Annotated in this window: 15 protein-coding genes and 2 pseudogenes; 9 read left to right on the top strand and 8 right to left on the bottom strand. The window is 68.3% G+C overall.

Going from position 1 to position 17,714, the window contains the following annotated elements:
- Window position 1 precedes the first annotated feature (1 nt).
- On the top strand, window positions 2–481 hold the full coding sequence (locus AB5J53_RS01760) for a carboxymuconolactone decarboxylase family protein (RefSeq protein ID WP_369251988.1): 480 nt from the start codon (window positions 2–4) through the stop codon (window positions 479–481).
- A 64-nt stretch (window positions 482–545) separates the two neighbouring features.
- On the opposite strand, the gene AB5J53_RS01755 is transcribed toward AB5J53_RS01760, so the two are convergent.
- A complete protein-coding gene (locus AB5J53_RS01755; protein WP_369243874.1) occupies window positions 546–2,189 on the bottom strand; it encodes a GMC oxidoreductase in 1,644 nt (547 codons plus the stop codon).
- 250 nt (window positions 2,190–2,439) lie between these two features.
- Here AB5J53_RS01755 and kstD point away from each other — a divergent pair, with 250 nt between their 5' ends.
- The gene (gene kstD, locus AB5J53_RS01750; RefSeq protein ID WP_369243873.1) at window positions 2,440–4,236 is read left to right on the top strand and encodes a 3-oxosteroid 1-dehydrogenase; all 1,797 of its coding nucleotides are present in this window, start codon (window positions 2,440–2,442) and stop codon (window positions 4,234–4,236) included.
- A 52-nt stretch (window positions 4,237–4,288) separates the two neighbouring features.
- Here the strand turns inward: kstD and AB5J53_RS01745 are convergent, their stop codons facing one another.
- Window positions 4,289–5,398, bottom strand: coding sequence for a PP2C family protein-serine/threonine phosphatase (locus tag AB5J53_RS01745; RefSeq protein WP_369243872.1), 1,110 nt, complete (start codon window positions 5,396–5,398; stop codon window positions 4,289–4,291).
- A 173-nt stretch (window positions 5,399–5,571) separates the two neighbouring features.
- On the opposite strand from AB5J53_RS01745, the gene AB5J53_RS01740 reads away from it, so the two are divergent.
- Window positions 5,572–6,135 carry a helix-turn-helix domain-containing protein gene (locus AB5J53_RS01740; protein ID WP_369243871.1) on the top strand — a complete coding sequence of 188 codons (564 nt, stop codon included), beginning with the start codon at window positions 5,572–5,574 and terminating at the stop codon, window positions 6,133–6,135.
- Between the two features lie 329 nt (window positions 6,136–6,464).
- Complete coding sequence (locus tag AB5J53_RS01735; protein ID WP_369243870.1) at window positions 6,465–7,907, top strand: ArsR family transcriptional regulator; 1,443 nt, start codon at window positions 6,465–6,467, stop codon at window positions 7,905–7,907.
- Here the strand turns inward: AB5J53_RS01735 and AB5J53_RS01730 are convergent.
- Window positions 7,904–8,044 (bottom strand): hypothetical protein, encoded by a 141-nt coding sequence (locus AB5J53_RS01730; RefSeq protein WP_369252933.1) that lies wholly within the window; start codon window positions 8,042–8,044, stop codon window positions 7,904–7,906. The genes AB5J53_RS01735 and AB5J53_RS01730 overlap by 4 nt on opposite strands.
- Window positions 8,014–8,412 (bottom strand): annotated as a pseudogene (locus AB5J53_RS01725) (ISL3 family transposase); the annotation flags it as partial. The gene AB5J53_RS01730 and the pseudogene AB5J53_RS01725, both read right to left, overlap by 31 nt.
- Before the next feature lie 134 nt (window positions 8,413–8,546).
- Here AB5J53_RS01725 and AB5J53_RS01720 point away from each other — a divergent pair.
- Window positions 8,547–8,987: a hypothetical protein gene (locus AB5J53_RS01720; protein WP_369243869.1), complete on the top strand. Its 441-nt coding sequence runs from the start codon at window positions 8,547–8,549 to the stop codon at window positions 8,985–8,987.
- A gap of 9 nt (window positions 8,988–8,996) precedes the next feature.
- On the opposite strand, the gene AB5J53_RS01715 is transcribed toward AB5J53_RS01720, so the two are convergent.
- Complete coding sequence (locus AB5J53_RS01715) at window positions 8,997–9,881, bottom strand: helix-turn-helix transcriptional regulator (protein ID WP_369243868.1); 885 nt, start codon at window positions 9,879–9,881, stop codon at window positions 8,997–8,999.
- A 179-nt stretch (window positions 9,882–10,060) separates the two neighbouring features.
- Here AB5J53_RS01715 and AB5J53_RS01710 point away from each other — a divergent pair, with 179 nt between their 5' ends.
- From AB5J53_RS01710 to AB5J53_RS01700, 3 genes are all read left to right on the top strand, one after another.
- On the top strand, window positions 10,061–11,080 hold the full coding sequence (locus AB5J53_RS01710; protein ID WP_369243867.1) for an aldo/keto reductase: 1,020 nt from the start codon (window positions 10,061–10,063) through the stop codon (window positions 11,078–11,080).
- 183 nt (window positions 11,081–11,263) lie between these two features.
- On the top strand, window positions 11,264–12,010 hold the full coding sequence (locus tag AB5J53_RS01705; protein WP_369243866.1) for an SDR family oxidoreductase: 747 nt from the start codon (window positions 11,264–11,266) through the stop codon (window positions 12,008–12,010).
- A 257-nt stretch (window positions 12,011–12,267) separates the two neighbouring features.
- Entirely contained in the window at window positions 12,268–13,020 is a 753-nt protein-coding gene (locus AB5J53_RS01700; RefSeq protein ID WP_369243865.1) for a glucose 1-dehydrogenase, read from the top strand.
- A gap of 565 nt (window positions 13,021–13,585) precedes the next feature.
- Here AB5J53_RS01700 and AB5J53_RS01695 read toward each other — a convergent pair.
- Entirely contained in the window at window positions 13,586–14,656 is a 1,071-nt protein-coding gene (locus AB5J53_RS01695) for an alkene reductase (protein ID WP_369243864.1), read from the bottom strand.
- A 109-nt stretch (window positions 14,657–14,765) separates the two neighbouring features.
- Here AB5J53_RS01695 and AB5J53_RS01690 point away from each other — a divergent pair, with 109 nt between their 5' ends.
- The gene (locus AB5J53_RS01690; protein WP_369243863.1) at window positions 14,766–15,137 is read left to right on the top strand and encodes a MerR family transcriptional regulator; all 372 of its coding nucleotides are present in this window, start codon (window positions 14,766–14,768) and stop codon (window positions 15,135–15,137) included.
- A 282-nt stretch (window positions 15,138–15,419) separates the two neighbouring features.
- Here the strand turns inward: AB5J53_RS01690 and AB5J53_RS01685 are convergent.
- Window positions 15,420–15,599: pseudogene (locus tag AB5J53_RS01685) on the bottom strand (hypothetical protein); the annotation flags it as partial.
- A 181-nt stretch (window positions 15,600–15,780) separates the two neighbouring features.
- Window positions 15,781–17,640 carry a M1 family aminopeptidase gene (locus AB5J53_RS01680; RefSeq protein ID WP_369243862.1) on the bottom strand — a complete coding sequence of 620 codons (1,860 nt, stop codon included), beginning with the start codon at window positions 17,638–17,640 and terminating at the stop codon, window positions 15,781–15,783.
- Window positions 17,641–17,714: the final 74 nt, after the last annotated feature.

The raw sequence follows: 17,714 nt of genomic DNA, 5'->3' as shown, positions 1-17,714 counted from the left end.
CATGCACATCGACATCCCCGAGGGCCAGGAGCCGATCGGGTACGTGTGGGGCGAGATGGTCCCCGGCATCGGCATGGCGGCCGCGAACTTCTCGCTGTCGGTGTACGAGCACACGACCCTGGGACTGCGCGAGTTCGAGGCCGCCCGGCTGCGCATCGCCCAGATCAATGGATGCCTGTTCTGCCTCGACTGGCGCACGGAGCGGGACGGGCAGAAGGTCGAGGAGGAGTTCGCCGAGGCGGTGACCCAGTGGCGTACCACCGACGCCTTCGACGACCGCACCCGGCTGGCCGCGGAGTACGCCGAGCGGTACGCACTGGATCACCACGGTCTGGACGACGAGTTCTGGACTCGGATGACCGCGCATTACAGCCAGCGCGAGATCGTGGAGCTGAGCATGAGCATCGGCTCCTGGCTGGCGTTCGGCCGGCTCAACCATGTGCTGGGCCTGGACACCGTGTGCGTGCTGCCCACCCACTGAGCGGGCTGGGGCCGGTTGAGAGGACCCGGCACGGTTTCGGGCCGCCCGGTCGGCCCGGTCGGCGCTAGAGGTCGGTGGCGATGATCTTCTCGATGTTCCGTTCGGCGAGCGCCGTGATGGTGACGAACGGGTTGACGCTCGTGTTGCCGGGGATCAGCGAGCCGTCGATGACGTACAGGCCGGGATGGCCCTGCAGGCGGCCGTAGTTGTCGGTGGCCTTGCTGAGCACCGCGCCGCCGAGGGGGTGGTACGTGAGGTGGTCGCCCCAGATCTTGTACGTGCCGAAGAGGTCGGTCCGGTAGATCGTCCCCTCCTTCGCGTTGATCTTGTCGAAGATCGACTTGGCCATGTCGATGGCCGGCTGCTTCCAGGCGGTCTGCCAGTTCAGATCGACCTTGCCGGTGGCGGCGTTCCAGGAGAACTGGGCGCGATTCGGGTTCTTGGTGATGGACAGATAGAACGACGCGTACGTCTCGATCCCGGTGGGCAGCGGTGCGACCTCGGCGAACGCGCCACCGGCGGTCCAGTTGTCGATGCCGCCGCAGGGGATGCTCGACTGGAGTGCGCCGGTCGGGTCCCACAGGTGGTTGGCGCGACCGCACATGACGTTGCCGTTGTCGCCCCAGCCCTTGCCGATCTCGTCGTTCAGGCCGGGCAGCGCTCCGGTGGCCTTCAGCTTGACCAGCAGTTTGCTGGTGCCGACGCTGCCGGCCGCGAAGAACACCCGGTCCGCGGTGACCGTCTTGGTGGCCGTGGTGTCACCGGTGGTGTTGATCTGGTCGATGAGGACCGTGTAGCCGCCACCGGCCGCCGGGGAGACCGAAGTCACCTTGTGCAGCGGTGAGATGGTGACCTTGCCGGTGGCCTTGGCCTGGGCGAGGTAGGTCTTCTGCAGGGACTTCTTGCCGTAGTTGTTGCCGTAGAGGATCTCGCCCGCAAGCGCCGACTTGGGGACCGTTCCGGCGGCCTCCTGCTCCATGTAGTCCCAGTCGTATACGTCGGGTACGAAGACGAAGGGGAAGCCGGAACGCTGGGCCTGCTTACGGCCGACCCGCGCGTACTGGTAGCAGTCGGTGCTGTCGAACCACGTCGGGTCGACGGTGGCGACCCCGAGCCCGGCGTTCGCCCGGGGGTAGTAAGTGCCGTACATCTCGTCGGCGTTCACCGACGGGAGGATGGCACCGAAGTTCTCCCGCTTGGGGGTGACCGCCATACCGCCGTTGACCAGCGAGCCGCCGCCGACGCCGCGCCCCTGGTACACGATGATCTGCCCCATCTCCTCGGCGTCCAGGATCCCGGTGTAGCGGGGGACGTCCTTGTCGATGGGGAAGCCGAGGAAGTTGCTGAGGGGCTGCTTGGTCCTGGTGCGCAGCCAGTACGACCGGTAGTCCGGGCTCGTCGTGTTGGCGAAGATCTTGCCGTCCGAGCCGGGGGTGTCCCAGGCCATCCCCATCTCGATCATCTGTACGTCGATGCCGGCCTGGGCCAGGCGCAGGGCGGCGACCGAGCCGCCGTATCCGGTGCCGATCACCAGGACGGGGACGTGCGCTCCGGAGGTGATCGGTCCGGCCGCCGTGACGGCCTGCTCCTGAGCCGCCGCGGGATGACCCGCGAGAGTCACGGCTCCAAGAATAGAACTGGTTCCAGCGATGAATCTTCGACGCGAGACACCCCTGAATGCCTTGTTTTGCTGGGCAGTGTCACTCATGTGACGCTCCTCACTCTCGATGAGTGGGAACACGTTCTACTGTTGCTTGCTTGTTAAGTCACTACATACCTCTAGGTAACTTGTGTCCGATCTTGGGGTGGTCTGGAGTGGTGGGCCCTGCGTGTCTTGACTTCACAAGACCCCCGCGCAACATTTCCTGACGCCACATCAGAACTGCTGCGGCGGGGGCCTGTTGGCTCCCGGAGCACGGCACGCCTCACATTCCTTCGCCCGGCTGGAGCGCCCTGCCATGTCCACGAGCGCGGACCCCGTCAGACGTACCGAATCCTTCTCGGCACCCGGCCCGTCGCGGCGCCATGTGCTCGGCGCCGCCACGGGCGCCGGGCTCGCGCTCGCGACGGGCCTCCCGGGTGTCGCCGAGGCGGCCGATCTGCCTCTGCTCGGCACGTACGACGTCGTGGTGATCGGTTCCGGAGCGGCGGGAATGACCGCCGCGCTGACCGCCGCGAAACAGGGACTGAGCTGCGTCGTCGTGGAGAAGGCGGCCACCTTCGGGGGCTCGGCGGCACGCTCCGGCGCGGGTATCTGGATCCCGAACAACCCGGTGATCCTCGCCGCCGGCGTCCCCGACACCCCGGCGAAGGCCGCCACTTACCTCTCCGCGGTGGTCGGCCCCGACGTCTCCGCCGACCGCCAACAGGCCTTCCTCGGCCACGGACCCGCCATGATCTCCTTCGTCATGGCCAACAGCCCGCTCCGTTTCCGCTGGATGGAGGGCTACAGCGACTACTACCCCGAGCTGTCCGGTGGACTGCCGAACGGCCGCTCCATCGAGCCCGACCAGCTCGACGGAAACATCCTCGGCGCCGAACTCGCCCGTCTGAACCCGTCGTACATGACGGTCCCGAGCGGCATGGTCGTCTTCAGCGCCGACTACAAATGGCTCACCCTCTCCGCCGTCAGCGCGAAGGGCGCCGCCGTCGCCACCGCATGTCTCGCCCGCGGCACCAAGGCGGCACTGCTCGGCCAGAAACCCCTGACGATGGGCCAGTCGCTGGCAGCCGGCCTGCGCGCCGGACTGCTCGCCGCCCAGGTGCCGGTATGGCTGAACACCCCGCTGTCCGATCTGTACGTGCAGAACGGAGCCGTCACCGGCGCGGTGGTCTCCCAGAACGGCGCACCCGGCCTGGTCAGGGCCCGGCGCGGGGTGATCGTCGGATCCGGCGGATTCGAGCACAACGCGGCCATGCGCGCCCAGTACCAGCGGCAGCCCATCGGCACCGCCTGGACGGTCGGCGCGAAGGAGAACACCGGCGACGGCATCCGGGCGGGGGAGCGGGCCGGCGCCGCGCTCGAGCTGATGGACGACGCCTGGTGGGGCCCGGCGATCCCGCTGCCCGACCAGCCCTACTTCTGCCTCGCCGAACGCACCCTGCCCGGCGGACTGTTGGTCAACGCCGCCGGAGCGCGCTTCGTCAACGAGGCAGCTCCCTACAGCGATGTCGTGCACACCATGTACGAGCGTGACGCGACCGCGCCCGACATCCCGGCCTGGCTGATCGTCGACCAGAACTGCCGCAACCGCTACCTGTTCAAGGACGTCGCACCGACGTTCACGTTCCCTGACGCGTGGTACACGTCCGGCGCCGCGTACAAGGCCTGGACCTTGGACGCCCTGGCCGCCGCCATCGGCGTACCCGCGGCCGCCCTGCGCACCACCGTCAACCGCTTCAACAGCCTCGCCTTGAATGGCAAGGACACCGACTTCCACCGCGGCGACAGCGTCTACGACCACTACTACACGGACCCCGCGATCCTCCCCAACTCCTGTCTGGCCCCCCTGTGGCTGGCCCCGTACTACGCCTTCAAAATCGTCCCCGGCGATCTGGGCACCAAGGGCGGACTGCGCACGGACGCCCGCGCCCGCGTGCTGCGGCCGGACGGCTCCGTGATACCCGGTCTGTACGCGGCGGGGAACGCGAGCGCGGCGGTCATGGGGCACAGCTACGCGGGCGCGGGTTCGACGATCGGTCCGGCGATGACGTTCGGCTACATCGCGGCGCTGGACATCGCGGCGACGGCCTGAAAGCGCGGGGCGCGATGCGCCGGGGAGCCGATCAGTCGCCGTGACGGGAGATTCACTCCGGGACGTCGTCCGGTAGCGGCGTGAGAACCAGCATGGTGACATCGTCGCGAACCGTGGTGCAGAACTCGACGAGGTCCTCCCACACGCCGTCGATCAGTGCGGTCGGCGAATCCTCGGCGAACTTGGCCAGACGCTCGGTCAACGGGTAGAAAGCACCGGTCTGGTCCCGGCCCTCCGTTACTCCGTCGGACGCCAGGAACAGCCGGTCGCCGGGCTCCAGCGGTACGGTGCGCCCTTGCGGGGCGGCGACGTCGAGGAGCCCGAGACCCAGTGGAGCCCCGGGCTCGAGATCGAGTTCGACGGCCTCCGTGCCGCGCAGCAGCAGCGGTTGCGGATGCCCGCAGGACACGAGCCGCACCGTATCGGCGCCGGGCGAGAACTCCAGGAGTACGGCGGTCGCGAACAGCTCGGCATGCTCGGTTCCCGCGGAGTCCACGACCAGCCTGCGATCGAGGCGTGCCGCGGCCGCCTCGAGGTCGCGCTGGTCGAGCACGGCCTCCCGGAACGCCCCGAGCAGTGAGGCGACCGTGCCCACGGCCGCCAACCCGTGCCCCCGCACATCGCCCATCACGGCCCGGACCCCATAGGGCCCGTCACGCACATCGAAGAAGTCGCCGCCCACCAGCGTCTCGCGCTGCGCCGCCCGGTACAGACCGGCGCAGCGCACCGGTCCTACGCGCTCGGGAAGGGGCGGCAGAACGGCGAGCTGGGCGGCTTCCGCGACGCTTCGCACCGTCACCAGGTGTTCGTCCCGCCGGCTGCGCATCAGGGACGCGAGGACGCTCAGCACGGCGATGAAGCTGATGGTCCACAGGTCGGTATTGCCGGGGCGGTTGAGCTGCAGGGCAGGGACGTTCAACAGCACGACGACGATGAAACCGAATACGCCCGTGGCCACAGGCCCGTACGACAGCACGGCCAGCGACGGAATGGCGCCCAGCAGAAAACCGATGTCCAGCGGCTCGCGACTGATGAGCTCGGCCGCACAGACCCCCACCAGCAGGGCCGGCGGCAGCGCACGCACCCAGCGCGGAGGCGGCGAACCATGCAGCCACCCCTGCTCCTCACCGTCCCGCCTCCCGGAAGCGGCCCTGCCGGCCATGACGCTCCTCCTCACATCACCACGCTCCTCCGTTCGCCCCCGCCGCGCATTCCGATGCCCCGCGGAGGGCGATGCGCGGGGGCAGCCGGACACATGCGCAGGGCTGCGCTCTCTGGACGCCTTCGGCGGCCTGAGCATTGAAGTAGGCGACCGTGCTCATTAAAGTAGGCAGGGTGAGGGATCCAGCCGCCGCCGTCGCCGTCCATCTGCGCCGCCTGCGCGCACAGCGGCATCTGTCGACAACGGAACTGGCCCGCCGGTCGGGAGTCGCGCGCGCCACCCTCACGGCGCTGGAGTCCGGTCGGGGCAACCCCACGCTCGACACCCTCTACGCACTGGCGACCGTGCTCGACACGTCGCCGGCGGAGCTCATCGCGGATGTGCGTGCGCCCAGTGCCTCGGTGCTGCGGGCCGGCGAAGGCCCCCGGGTGAGAGGTGGCGCGGTCGACGCCCGACTGCTCGATCACCTCGATCCCCACCTGCGCACCGAGCTGTACGACGTGGCCATCCACGCGGGCCCGCCGCAGCACTCGCAGCCGCACCAGGCGGGTGTGGTCGAGTACTTCCTGCTGCACAAGGGCACGGTCCGCGTCGGCCCCCGGGATGAGCCGGTGGAGCTCGGCGCCGGTGACTTCGTGCGCTTCCGTGCCGACGTACCGCACCTCTACGAAGCCATCGGAAGCGACGCCCGCGGGCTGCTCGTCGTCCAGACCCCCTTCGACGCCCCCGCTCACTGAGCAGGGGGCTCTATTGGACGTGCCGGGTCCTGATCTCGACGGAATCAGCCAAACTGCGCCCATTATTGGCCCCTTGCGCAACCCAACCCTCGATGGATTGCTCTTACCTCATACGGAACAACTCCAGGATGAGAGGAGCAAACCCGGGGGGATCCATGCTGAAGTTCCACTTCACCGACGCCGACATGGCCCGTATCCGAATGGCGACCAGCCCGGATCCCCTGTGGGAAATCCTGCTCAGCCTGCACTTGCTGCAAGAAAGAGATGGAGCGGTGGTGTTCGGGGCATGGAAAAGCCGCGTCCGTACTCACTTACCCCCACGCACCCGCATGCTCTTCGACCTCGCACCGCCCTGCGGATATTCCGCCGACTTCCTGACACCCGCCCTCAACCGGGGCGAATTGGAATCGGGTATCGACGCCGTACTCTCCACCCCGCGCCGCCAATTCCGCCAGGACCTGGCCCGGCTGGCCCGGGGCCGCCGGATCGCGACGTGGACCCGCTCCATGGCCGACGCGGACTCCGACACGGTGCGGCGCCTGGGCACGGCCCTGCGCGGCTACTTCGATCTCGCCCTGCGACCGCACTGGAACCGCGTGCGAGCCGCGTTCGAGGCGGACCGTTCCCTGCGCGCGCGTGCCGCCCTGGACGGGGGCACCGAAGGCATGCTGGCCACGGTGCACCCATCCCTGTGCTGGCAGCCCCCCGTGCTCACCGTGACCAGCAACTACGAGCGGGACATCCATCTCGAAGGGCGCGGCGTGATCCTGCTGCCCTCGTTCTTCTGCTGGCGTGCCCCGATCACCTTGCGGGACCCCTACCTTCCTCCGGTGATCGTCTATCCCGTCGCCCACGACCTCGGATGGTCGCAGGGCTCCCTCGGACGCAACGCCGATGCCCGTGAAGCCCTGCGCACCCTGCTGGGCCGGACCCGTGCCGAACTACTCGCCGCCGTCGCCTCCGGCGGCGGATCCACGACCGAACTGGCCCGGCGGCTGGCCGTCTCGCCCGCTGCGGTCTCCCAGCACACCGCCGCCCTGCGCGACGCGGGCGGCATGGTCGGCGTGGACACCAACGCCGACCACTTCGCCGCATGGCAGTTGGACGTGCACGGCAACCCGACCGGCGAACCCAAGCGGTTCCACTACGATCTCAGCGGCACCGCCCATCATCGTGACGCGCAGGTCCGGCACGCCATCAGCCAGTTGCTGCACTGGGCCAGGCAGTGCGGCGTCGCGGCGATCGCGATCGAAGACCTCGACTTCACCGCCGAGAAGACCCGCGAGAAGCACGGCCGCAACAAGCGGTTTAGGCAACTCATCTCCGGCATTCCTACCGGCAGACTCAAGGCGCGGCTCGTGTCGATGGCCGCCGCACTCGGCATCGCCATCGTCGCCGTCGATCCGGCCTACACCTCCCAGTGGGGCGCGCAGCACTGGCACAAGCCCATGACCGCGCCCCGCCGCACCACCACTCGTCACGATGCCGCGAGCATCGCGATTGGACGACGCGCCCTCGGACACCCGATCCGGCGACGGACGGCACCGCCCCGTGCACACCAGAGCGATGCGCACGGGCATCGGACCATCCAGGCCGGATCGGATGTCCAAGGGCGTGAGGAAACCCGCCGCCCCGTCACGGACCGTGGCCACGAGCCACCCGCCCGGACGGGGAACAATCAAAGAACGCGGGCGACCAGCGCACCCAAAACCGTTCGGGATGCGCGCAGTGACTGGCAGTGGGTCCAAGACACACTCCTGCCCACTGATTAGGAACGGTTCCGCATGACCATGTTGTACTTCTCGAAGATGTTGTAGAGGTCGCGGGCTCGCCGCCCGTACTCCTGGGCGTCCTCGTTCGTGCCGTTGTAGCGGGCGAGGCGACGCGGGCGATGCTCAAGAGCTGACACACGATCGCCTCCAGCGCCCAGGCCAGTCCACGACGCGACATCCTGGCCCGCGGCTCGGCCGCGTGGCTGGTGTCCTGGCGGCACATATGCCCACACCCGGTGCACCGGTACCGGCGGATCGTCACCAGCAGGGTGGTCGGTCGCCAGCCCAGCGGCTCGTGCGCCAGCTCCCCCGTGACGGTGTCCCGGGGTCTTCCTGCACACCCGCAGCGTCGGCACCAGCCCTCGGTGCCGTCATCGGCCTCCAGGACCCGGCACGCCAGGACCGCGCAATCGGGCTCCAGACGCTGGCCGACCACGACCAGGCCGAGCTCATCCAGGCGGCAGAACGTGGTCAGGTCAGGGCAGCCGAAGGTAGCGTCAGGCACGTCGAGGTCTTCCAGATGGGCGGCGTAGGAACCTCCATCCTCGGAAGACCTCGACACCGACGCGCCAGCCACCATCCAACCAGCGACTACACCCTCAACTGTGAAGAGCCCTCAAAGTGCCCAGGCTCTGGAAGGTGTTCACGACGAGGACAGCGGTGGCCTTCTGGTCCGACGCCGGTGCGGCGTCGGCCGTGCCCGTGGTGGTGACCAGCGCGCCGGCACACAGTGCGGACATCATGAGTGCCGTGGTCGATTTCCTCAATGTCATCGGCTTTCCCCCTTGGGATCAGGCGCTGTTCGGCCTGGTCGACGCGTGCCTGTTCGGCCCGTGTCCGTGCACGAACCAGGCTGTCGCCGAGTGCCGCGCCACCAACGCCTTGTGCTTGCTTTTACAGCCACTGGTGTTGCCGGTGAGTCCCCGCCCGTTCTGGCGCGGTTGTAGTGAGAATCTTCGGGGTGTCGGCCACGGTGTCGATACGTGCCGATGTCATGGCTGCTACGAGACGGATCTCGCGCGTCTGCTCTCGCCGCACCCACCGCGTTCGTCGGAACAGTTCCGAACGACAGGGGTTTGAGGTGCTGTTTCAGTGTTCATGGTCGGCGGTTTCTTCGGGCTGGATGTGCGTGCTGTCTGCGGTCCAGCTGGCGAGCATGCGCAGGGCGTTTTCCGACGGTGATCCGGGTTCGACGGTGTACAGGCCGAGCGTCTGGTCGGGGTCTCCCATCGGAGTGAAGGCTTCGAATCCGAGGGTGAGTTCCCCGACGAGTGGGTGGTGGTAGCGCTTGGAGCCGTACTTGGGCTGGTACACGTCGTGTTCCGCCCACCACCGGCGGAAGTCCCGGTCGGCGACGGACAGTTCGCTTACCAGCTGGGCGAGTCGGGGATCGCGCGGATGGTGGCTGGCATACAGGTGCAACATGCCGACGTTCTCGCGGGCGGTGGCGGGCCAGTCGACGTAGAGATCGCGGGCCGCAGCGTCGAGGAACATGTAGCGGGCCATGTTCCACTCGCCGTCCGGCAGGCCCGGGAAATCACGGTAGAACGCGCGGGCCAGGTGATTGGTGGCCAGAACGTCCAGGCGGTGACCCAGTAGCAGAGCCGGGACGTCGGCGATGTTCGCCAGTGCCCGCAGCAGCCCGGAGCGGGCACGCTGGCTTGCTCTCGGATGCGGGCGCTGCCGGGTGGGGTTGGCCAGCGCGAACAGATGGTCACGCTCGGTGTCGTTCAGTTGCAGTGCGCGAGCGACGGCGTCCAGGACGGCAGCCGAGACACTCGTGTTGCGTCCGCGTTCCAGCCGTACGTAGTAGTCAACGCTGACTCCGGCCAGCTGGGCGACTTCCTCGCGCCTGAGACCGGGCACCCGGCGCACGCCCGGGTGCGGGGGTAGACCGGCTTGTTCCGGGGTGATGCGGGCCCGGCGTGTCCGGAGGAAATCCCGGATATCGGGCTCGGGCACATGCTGGCTCATGTATTTCAGGCTAGCTCTGCGAGCCGACCCCCAGCCTGGTCCGGGGGGTACTGCCGGACCCCCGTAGGCCGCACCCCGGGCCAAGGAGAGCTCTTCCTGGTGTTCCCGGCCGCTGGTGCTCTGTATGTGTCACCCGGCCACCAGGGCCGAGGGCGGATACAGGCAAGGGAGAAACACCCATGAAGCGCAGGATTCTCGGTGCCACCGGAATATCGGTGAGCGAGTTCGCTCTCGGGGCGATGAATTTCGGTGATTTCGGCAGCTCCGGAAATGCCGACCACGCTGACGCCGTCGGCATCATCCACGCGGCGCTGGACGGCGGCATCAATTTCATCGACACCGCCGACGTGTATTCCGAAGGCGAGTCCGAGGTGATCGTCGGCAAGGCGCTCAAGGGCCGTCGCGATCAGGTGGTGCTGGCGACGAAGTTCGCCCTTCCGATGAGTGCGGACGCCAACCACGCCGGCGGCTCCGCGCGGTGGATCAAGCACGCGGTCGAGGACAGCCTGCGCCGGCTGGACACCGACTACATCGACCTCTATCAGATGCACCGCCCCGACTACGACACCGACCTGGACGAGACCCTGGCGGCCCTGTCCGACCTGGTCCGCGCCGGCAAGGTCCTGGCGATCGGTTCTTCCACCTTTCCCGTCGAGCGCATCGTGGAGGCACAGTGGGCCGCCGAGAGGGGCAGTCACCGACGCTTCCTCACCGAGCAGCCGCGGTACTCGATCCTCAGCCGGACCATCGAGGAGGCCGTTCTGCCCACCGCTCAGCGATATGGCATGGGCGTGCTGACCTACGCTCCCCTGTCCAGCGGCTGGCTGTCCGGCGCCGACCCGACCACGCGGGTCCGCGCCCGTATCGCGGCAGGCCAATTCGATCTCAGCGAGCCCGCCAACCAGGCCAAGGTCACGGCCGTGCGTGAGCTTGCCGAGGTGGCACAGGACGCGGGCATGCCACTGACTCATCTGGCCCTGGCGTTCGCGCGAACCCACCCGGCCGTCACATCGGTGCTCATCGGGCCGCGGACCCGCGAGCAGCTGGACGGCCTGCTCGCCGGTGCCGACGCCAAACTCAGTGACGACATCCTCGACCGGATCGACGAGATCGTCGCGCCCGGCACCGAGGTCAATGCCGCCGACAATTTCGCCACCCAGCCACCGGCCCTCCTCGACAAGCGTTTGCGCCGCCGGTGACGTGCCTGGTCCGGATCACAAGCCAGGACCACGGCACAACGGCCGATCGACACGTGGCCCAGACCGCGCTCACCGCGTAAGCGCCACACCCGACCGCCCCCGGCGGATCCGCGACCGACAAGGAGGCGCAGCCGACCGCGGACCCCACCACCTCGTACATCCCTATCCCGTTCGGAGATCACTGTGCAGTACCCCACCTCTTCCCCCGACCGCAAGATCATCCTGGTGACCGGCGCGTCCAGCGGCATCGGCGAGGCCACCGCCCGCCACCTGGCCACCGCCGGACACCACGTCGTCCTCGGCGCCCGGCGCACGGACCGCCTGGACCGTCTTGTCACCGAGCTCACCGAGGCAGGCCATCACGCCGAGTCCGCACAGCTGGACGTCACCGACCGCGACAGCGTGAAGGCCTTCGCCGATAGTGCGCTCGAGCGCCACGGGCGCATCGACGTCCTGGTCAACAACGCCGGCGTGATGCCGCTCTCCTTCATGGAGGAGCTGCGCGTCGACGAATGGGACCAGATGGTCGACGTGAATCTGCGCGGCGTGCTGCACGGCATAGCGGCGGTCCTCCCCTCCATGCGCGAGCGCCGGTCCGGGCAGATCATCAACGTCGCCTCCACTGCCGCGCACCGCGTGGACCCGACGGGCGTCGTGTACTGCGCGACGAAGTTCGCCGTACGCGCCGTGTCCGACGGCCTGCGTCAGGAGACCGCCGACATCCGCGTCACCGTCGTCAGCCCCGGCCTCACCAAGACAGAACTCACTCTCTCCGGCGGCGACGACCAGCTGCAGGGCGCGGTGCGGTCAGCACTCGAAACAGTCGGTATCGACGCCTCCGCCATCGCTCAGGCCATCGCCTACGCCATCGCTCAACCGGCCGACGTCAACGTCAACGAGGTCATCGTCCAGGGCACAGCGCAGACCTGACGCCATGCCGGGCGGGTCGTCCACTCGCGCCGCCGACCGGTGCGGCACCAGCAATGGCCACCACTGCACCACCGGTCACCGGCTAAACGGGACCGACCTCGTGACCATCGGCGGCACTTCGCTTCCCTCCGGTGCGAGGCGCCGCCGTGCCCCCGCCCTCAAGGCCCTTGACCGCAGGTGACCGCCGTGCCGCGGCGCTCCTGACCGACCACTCCGTAAAAGACAACACCCCCACCGCAACAAGAGAGATCACAAACATGATCCAGCAGTTTGCAGGCACCTCCGCGCTCGTCACCGGCGGCGGCAGCGGCATCGGACGGGCGTCCGCCCTGGCCCTGGCCGCCGAAGGAGCGCTGGTGACAGTCGCCGGCCGCACCGCAGCAACCCTGAAAGAGACCGTCCGGCTGATCGAGGCTTCCGGTGGCTTGGCCCGCTACGTGGTGGCCGACATCACCGACGAGTCCCAAGTGGAAAAGGCCGTCCAGGCCGCTGTCGCGGACACCGGCCGCCTGGACCTCGCGCTGAACAACGCGGGCTACGACGGCGAGTTCCAGCTCACCAAGGACTACTCCACCGAAATGCTCGACCAGATGATCGCCCTCAACGTGCGCGGTGTGTTCCTGTCCATGAAACACGAACTCCGGCACATGACGGCGCAGGGCTCCGGGGCGATCGTGAACATGTCCTCCGGCGCCGGACTGATCGGCGTCCCCGGGTACTCCGGCTACGCGGCCACCAAGGCCGCCGAGATCGCCATGACCAAGAGCTCGGCACTTGAGGCCGCACCCCACGGCATCCGCATCAACGCCGTATGCCCCGGCCTGGTGGACACCCCGATGATCGCGGCCCTGGACGCGGACCAGCGCACGTCGCTCGACGCCGCCCACCCCTTGGGGCGGATCGCCCGCGCAGAGGAGATCGCCGACGCCGTGGTCTGGCTCTGCTCGGACAAGTCGAGCTTCGTCACCGGCATCGCACTGCCCGTCGACGGCGGCTACACCGTGCCCTGACGACCGGCCACCCGGCACGATCCGCTCAATCCGGACAGAAGCAGTGCCCGGCTGGGGCACCCCGACCCGCGCGTCAGGTCAGGACCCTGGCCGCTCGCGCTCCTCCCGCACCACGGGGTTCGGCCGTTGATCCCCGCGCCGGCGGATCAACGGCCGAACCCCGCCTGGCAGGAATCTCCCTCTGGCCCGCCCGCGATCCAAAGGGGACTCCCGCCCTCATGCCGCGCCAACGCACGAACCTCGCGCGGACAACGACCGCGACCAACGACGACGGAAACCGATGCGCCATGTCCGACCAGTACTTTCAAGTGACCGTTCCGACAAGCAACACGGACTGCCCTGACCAACGCGGCTGGCGTGTGTTCACAGGCTGCGCAGCCTCCATGCGCGAGGCACTGCGAACCGCACGCGAAGCCCACAACGTCGCCCGCGCTGCCTGCTCGGCCGGGGCCGATATCCCGTCCGAACGCACAGACGGCTGGACCGCACGAGCACTGCGTCCCGGCTGGGAACTCCACTGGCGTCAAGCCACAGTCCGCGCCGGTCAAGCCCTGGACTCGATGGGTCAGTGCTGGTGGCTGACGTAGTCCAGGTAACCGGCGTCGCCGCCGCCATACCAGGTGTCGCGGTCGGACTCGTTCAGCGGGGCGCCGATGCGCAGGCGCTCCACCAGGTCGGGATTGGCGATGTAGGCGCGGCCGAAGCTGATCAGGTCGGCGCCGTTGGCGAGCCACTGGTCGGCCCACGACCGGTCGGTGGAGCGCGGACCGAACATGCCGCCCGGGTTGACGATGAACATGGTGGGCCACGCCTTGCGCAGCGCGATGAGCACATCCTCTTCGGTGGTGGCGATGACGTGGATGTAGGCGAGACCGATCGGTGCGAGCGCGTCGGTCAGGGCCGAGTAGAGCTGCGGAACGTCGTCCTCGACCATCTCCCAGACCTGGCCTCCGGGTGAGACGCGGATGCCGACGCGGTCGGCGCCTATGACGTCGGCGACAGCCTCGGCCACCTCGACGGCGAAGCGGATGCGGCCCGTGACGGAACCACCGTAGGCGTCGGTGCGCTGGTTGGCGTTCGAGGAGAGGAACTGCTGGATGAGGTAGCCGCTCGCACCCTGCAGTTCGACACCGTCGAAGCCCGCGTCGATCGCGCGGCGCGCCGCGTCGGCGAACGCCTGTACCTGGTCCCTGACGTCCTGCACCGAAAGGGCGCGGGGGACGGGTGCGGGAAGAAGCCCCTTGGGGCCGGTGAACACGTCGGCGCTCAGGGCGATCGCGGAGGGCGCGACAGGATGCCGGCCAGCGATCTCGGGGTGGCTGACCCGTCCCGCGTGCAGCAGTTGGGCGAAGATCCTCCCGCCGTTGGCATGTACGGCGGCGTTCACGGTCCGCCATGCGGCGATCTGCTCGTCGTTGTGGAGTCCGGGGGTGCAGGGGGCCGACTGTCCTTGCAGGCTGGGCTGGGTGGACTCGGTGACGATCAGACCTGCGGTGGCGCGCTGGGCGTAGTACGTCGCCATCGACGGCGTCGCCAAGCCGTCCGACGTGGCCCGGTTCCGGGTCATCGGTGACATGACGATGCGGTTAGGAAGCGTGAGGTTTCCGAGCTGGTAGCTGTCGAAAATGCTGGTCACGGGGTTCTCTCTTGCCTCGGAAGTTGGTCAAGCCGTTCGCGGGCTACGCTAAAACCTGACGTTGACGTCAGAGGCAAGTTCTGTGGCCCGGGTCACACAGGAGGCATCGATGCGCATCGGCGAACTCGCCGCGAAGGCAGGGGTCAGCGTGCGAGCCCTGCGCTACTACGAGGAGCAGAACCTGCTTGCCTCCGAGCGCAGCCCGGGTGGGCAGCGGCACTACCCGGACGGCGCGGTCAGGCACGTCTATCTGATCCAGGAGATGTACCAGGCGGGGCTGCCGAGCAAGTCGATCGCGGAAATCCTGCCGTACCTCGCGACCGGCATGGTGACGCCGCCGCTGCTCGAGCGGCTCGCGGCGGAAAGAGATCGTATCGACCGGCAGATCAGCGCTCTGGTCGCAACCCGCGACAGGCTCGATGCCGGCATCGCCGAAGCGGCCGCGAACGCGGCCGCGGGTGCGCGGTGCCGCCTCGCCTGAGCGACGTCTTGCGACTACCGAGTCTGGGCACCAGCGAGCCTCCTCCCAATCAAGGAAGGGGGCTCAATTGCTCTCGGCCGCATGGTGACTCCGGACGGCCCTCAGACCCACTCGATCCCGGAGACGATCCCCGCAGCGTTTCCAGTGTTGGGCAACGGTGTCAGGAGGACACCTCCGGCGCAGACGGGCGAGAGCGGGAATCGCCAGCCGCAACCAGTGCGAAGACCGCCTCGCCCTCGCTCGCCCCCGCCAGGGCCTCCATCACCCCATCGAGTGCTCCGCTCACGTCAATGGGTGTGGCGATGCGGGCGTCGGACCAGCGTTCTTGACCATCAAAGGCGACAACTTCTTGCCAGTCGGGCCGATTTGTATGGCCATATCCATCTGCGGGCAGACACCGCAGTCGAAGCACAGGGGCCAGAGGCAGTCCTCCACCTCGGTCTCATCGAGGGCGACCTTCCAGCACTACCCACACCGCCCGCACCTCCGAGAACTGGGGACTTGAGGGCTACATTCATCAAGGTGTTGCCACCGCCACACGTTGAAGCTCTGGCTTAGACGTCGAGCGGGACGATCCCTTGGGGCGCTTCCGGTTCGCCGCGGGTGACGCCGAAGGGCGTCGGCCGCGGCGAACCGGGCGATGTCATCCGTCGATGCGGTGCTGGGTCCAGAACGAGGTCAGGTCCGTGGTCGTGACGGCCTGGGCGGCGGCCTTGAACTCGGCCGTGGTCGAGACGCCGTACCAGTGCGAAGTGGCGTAGTCCTTCAGGAGCTTGGCCATGACACTGTCGCCGAGGACGCGGCGCAGATCGTGCAGGGCGCACTTGCCGTATCCGTAGACGACGGTGGAGTACCGGGAGGAGTGGGCGTCCCAATAGGCCATCGAATTGGTGATCTTCTCGGCCGTCGAGGCCCACGAGACGCTGTTCCAGCAGTTGGTGCCGGTCTTGCTGAGCGCCAGATCGGTGGCGTAGTCGGTGAACGCCTCATCGAGCCAGGGGTTGTTGTACTCGTCGTCGCCGACAATCCCGTACCACCACTGGTGTCCGATCTCATGGGTGAGCGCTGTGGTGCTGACCAGGTCGAGGACGAACCCCGGGTACTCCATGCCGCCGAACCAGAAGTTGTTGTCGATCACCGCGTCCAACTCGCCGTACGGATAGGCGCCGAACCGCGACGCGTGGGCGTCCACGGCGGTCTTGGCCGTGGTGAGCATCGACTGCGCATCGGACGAGCTGATGCCGGAGACGGAGTAGACGTTCACCGGGGTTCCGGCCGTCGAGGTGCCGGAGATCTTGGTGAAGGGGCCGGCCGCCCAGGCGAAGTCACGGACCTTGGAGGCGGTGGCCGTGGTGACCGTGCGTCCGCTGGAGCCGGGGGTGTCGACCGAGGCGCCGGTGGCCGGCACCAGCAGGGTGCTCGGGTGGTCGAGGGTCACCTTGAAGTCGGCGGCCAGGGAGTAGAACGACTCGCCGTTGTTGGTGTACGGGTCCAGGTGCCAGCCCGCCGCGTCCTTGACCGCGAGGAGGGGCAGGGCGTTGCCGATGAAGCTGAAGGCCCCGTCGTGGCCGAAACGGTCGGCGCCGCTGGGGACGGTGATCCCCAGGTCGAAGCCGATCGTGGCCGTCTGTCCCTGTGGCAGGGGTGTCGGCAGCGTGATTTTGAGGGCCGTGCAGTCGACCGAGAGCGCGCCCGCGGAGCCGCCTGTGACGTTGCTGACCGTGATCGGCATGGACGAGCAGGTGCCGTGGTAGTTGTCCCACAGCCTCAGGTACACCTCGCTGAGCGCGGTGGAGGAGGCGTTGGTGAAGACCGCGCTCTCATGACCGGTCCAGACGGTGCCGCTGGTGTTGCTGCTCAGATTGACGGTGTACGAGGGTGCGGCCGGGGTGCGCGTGGAATCGGCCGGCGGGGTGGTGTCGCCGGAGGTGTTGAGGGCGACGTCGTCGAGAACGAAGCTCGTCTGGAGGCTGGAGTCCTCGGTGCCGGTGAAGGCGAGGTTCACGGTCTGACCCACGAACGCCGACACGTCGAACGACTTCTGCACATAGCCGGTGGCCTTGTTCAGGTTCGAGTACGTCGCCAGCGTCGTACTGCCGATCTTCGCCGTCAGCTTGTCGTACGCGGTGGACGAGGTCGTCTCGGTGGTGTCGATGTGCAGCCAGAAGGTGAGGGTGGCGCTGCCGCATCCGGACGGGATAGTGACGCTCTGCGCGAGGGTGTCGGTGTGCGTGCTGCCGACGCCGTTAAGCCAGGCGAAGCTGGTGCCGCCGTGGGCGCTCTGCCCGGAGCGGTTGGTGATCACGCTGGTCGACGACTGGTTCCAGGGCGAAGTGCCGCTCTCGAAGCCACCGTTGGTGACGACCTGCGCCGGGGTGCAGGCGGCGGCCCGGGATGCCGCGTGTGGCGTGGCTGCGGCAGGGGCGACGGGGAGAGAGACACCGGCCGACGCGGCGAGGACGAGGACGCTCGCGGCGAGGGCCTTGCGGGGGGTTGGTCTCACGCGAAACTCCTTTACGGCGGCCGGGATTCCGGCCTGCTCGATAGCCGCCCGGACGGCTGGGGTGCGCCGGAGGC

Source organism: Streptomyces sp. R41 (assembly GCF_041053055.1).
GTDB lineage: Bacteria > Actinomycetota > Actinomycetes > Streptomycetales > Streptomycetaceae > Streptomyces.
The sequence above is the reverse complement of the archived record's forward strand: the minus strand, read 5'-3'. Positions and strand labels throughout refer to the sequence as shown.

What these genes read in the sequence shown, in the direction of transcription:
- AB5J53_RS01760 (WP_369251988.1), top strand. Translation starts at nt 2, where the DNA reads ATGCACATCGACATCCCCGAGGGCCAGGAGCCGATCGGGTACGTGTGG.
- AB5J53_RS01755 (WP_369243874.1), bottom strand. Translation starts at nt 2,189, where the DNA reads ATGAGTGACACTGCCCAGCAAAACAAGGCATTCAGGGGTGTCTCGCGT.
- kstD (WP_369243873.1), top strand. Translation starts at nt 2,440, where the DNA reads ATGTCCACGAGCGCGGACCCCGTCAGACGTACCGAATCCTTCTCGGCA.
- AB5J53_RS01745 (WP_369243872.1), bottom strand. Translation starts at nt 5,398, where the DNA reads ATGGCCGGCAGGGCCGCTTCCGGGAGGCGGGACGGTGAGGAGCAGGGG.
- AB5J53_RS01735 (WP_369243870.1), top strand. Translation starts at nt 6,465, where the DNA reads ATGCTCTTCGACCTCGCACCGCCCTGCGGATATTCCGCCGACTTCCTG.
- AB5J53_RS01715 (WP_369243868.1), bottom strand. Translation starts at nt 9,881, where the DNA reads ATGAGCCAGCATGTGCCCGAGCCCGATATCCGGGATTTCCTCCGGACA.
- AB5J53_RS01710 (WP_369243867.1), top strand. Translation starts at nt 10,061, where the DNA reads ATGAAGCGCAGGATTCTCGGTGCCACCGGAATATCGGTGAGCGAGTTC.
- AB5J53_RS01700 (WP_369243865.1), top strand. Translation starts at nt 12,268, where the DNA reads ATGATCCAGCAGTTTGCAGGCACCTCCGCGCTCGTCACCGGCGGCGGC.
- AB5J53_RS01690 (WP_369243863.1), top strand. Translation starts at nt 14,766, where the DNA reads ATGCGCATCGGCGAACTCGCCGCGAAGGCAGGGGTCAGCGTGCGAGCC.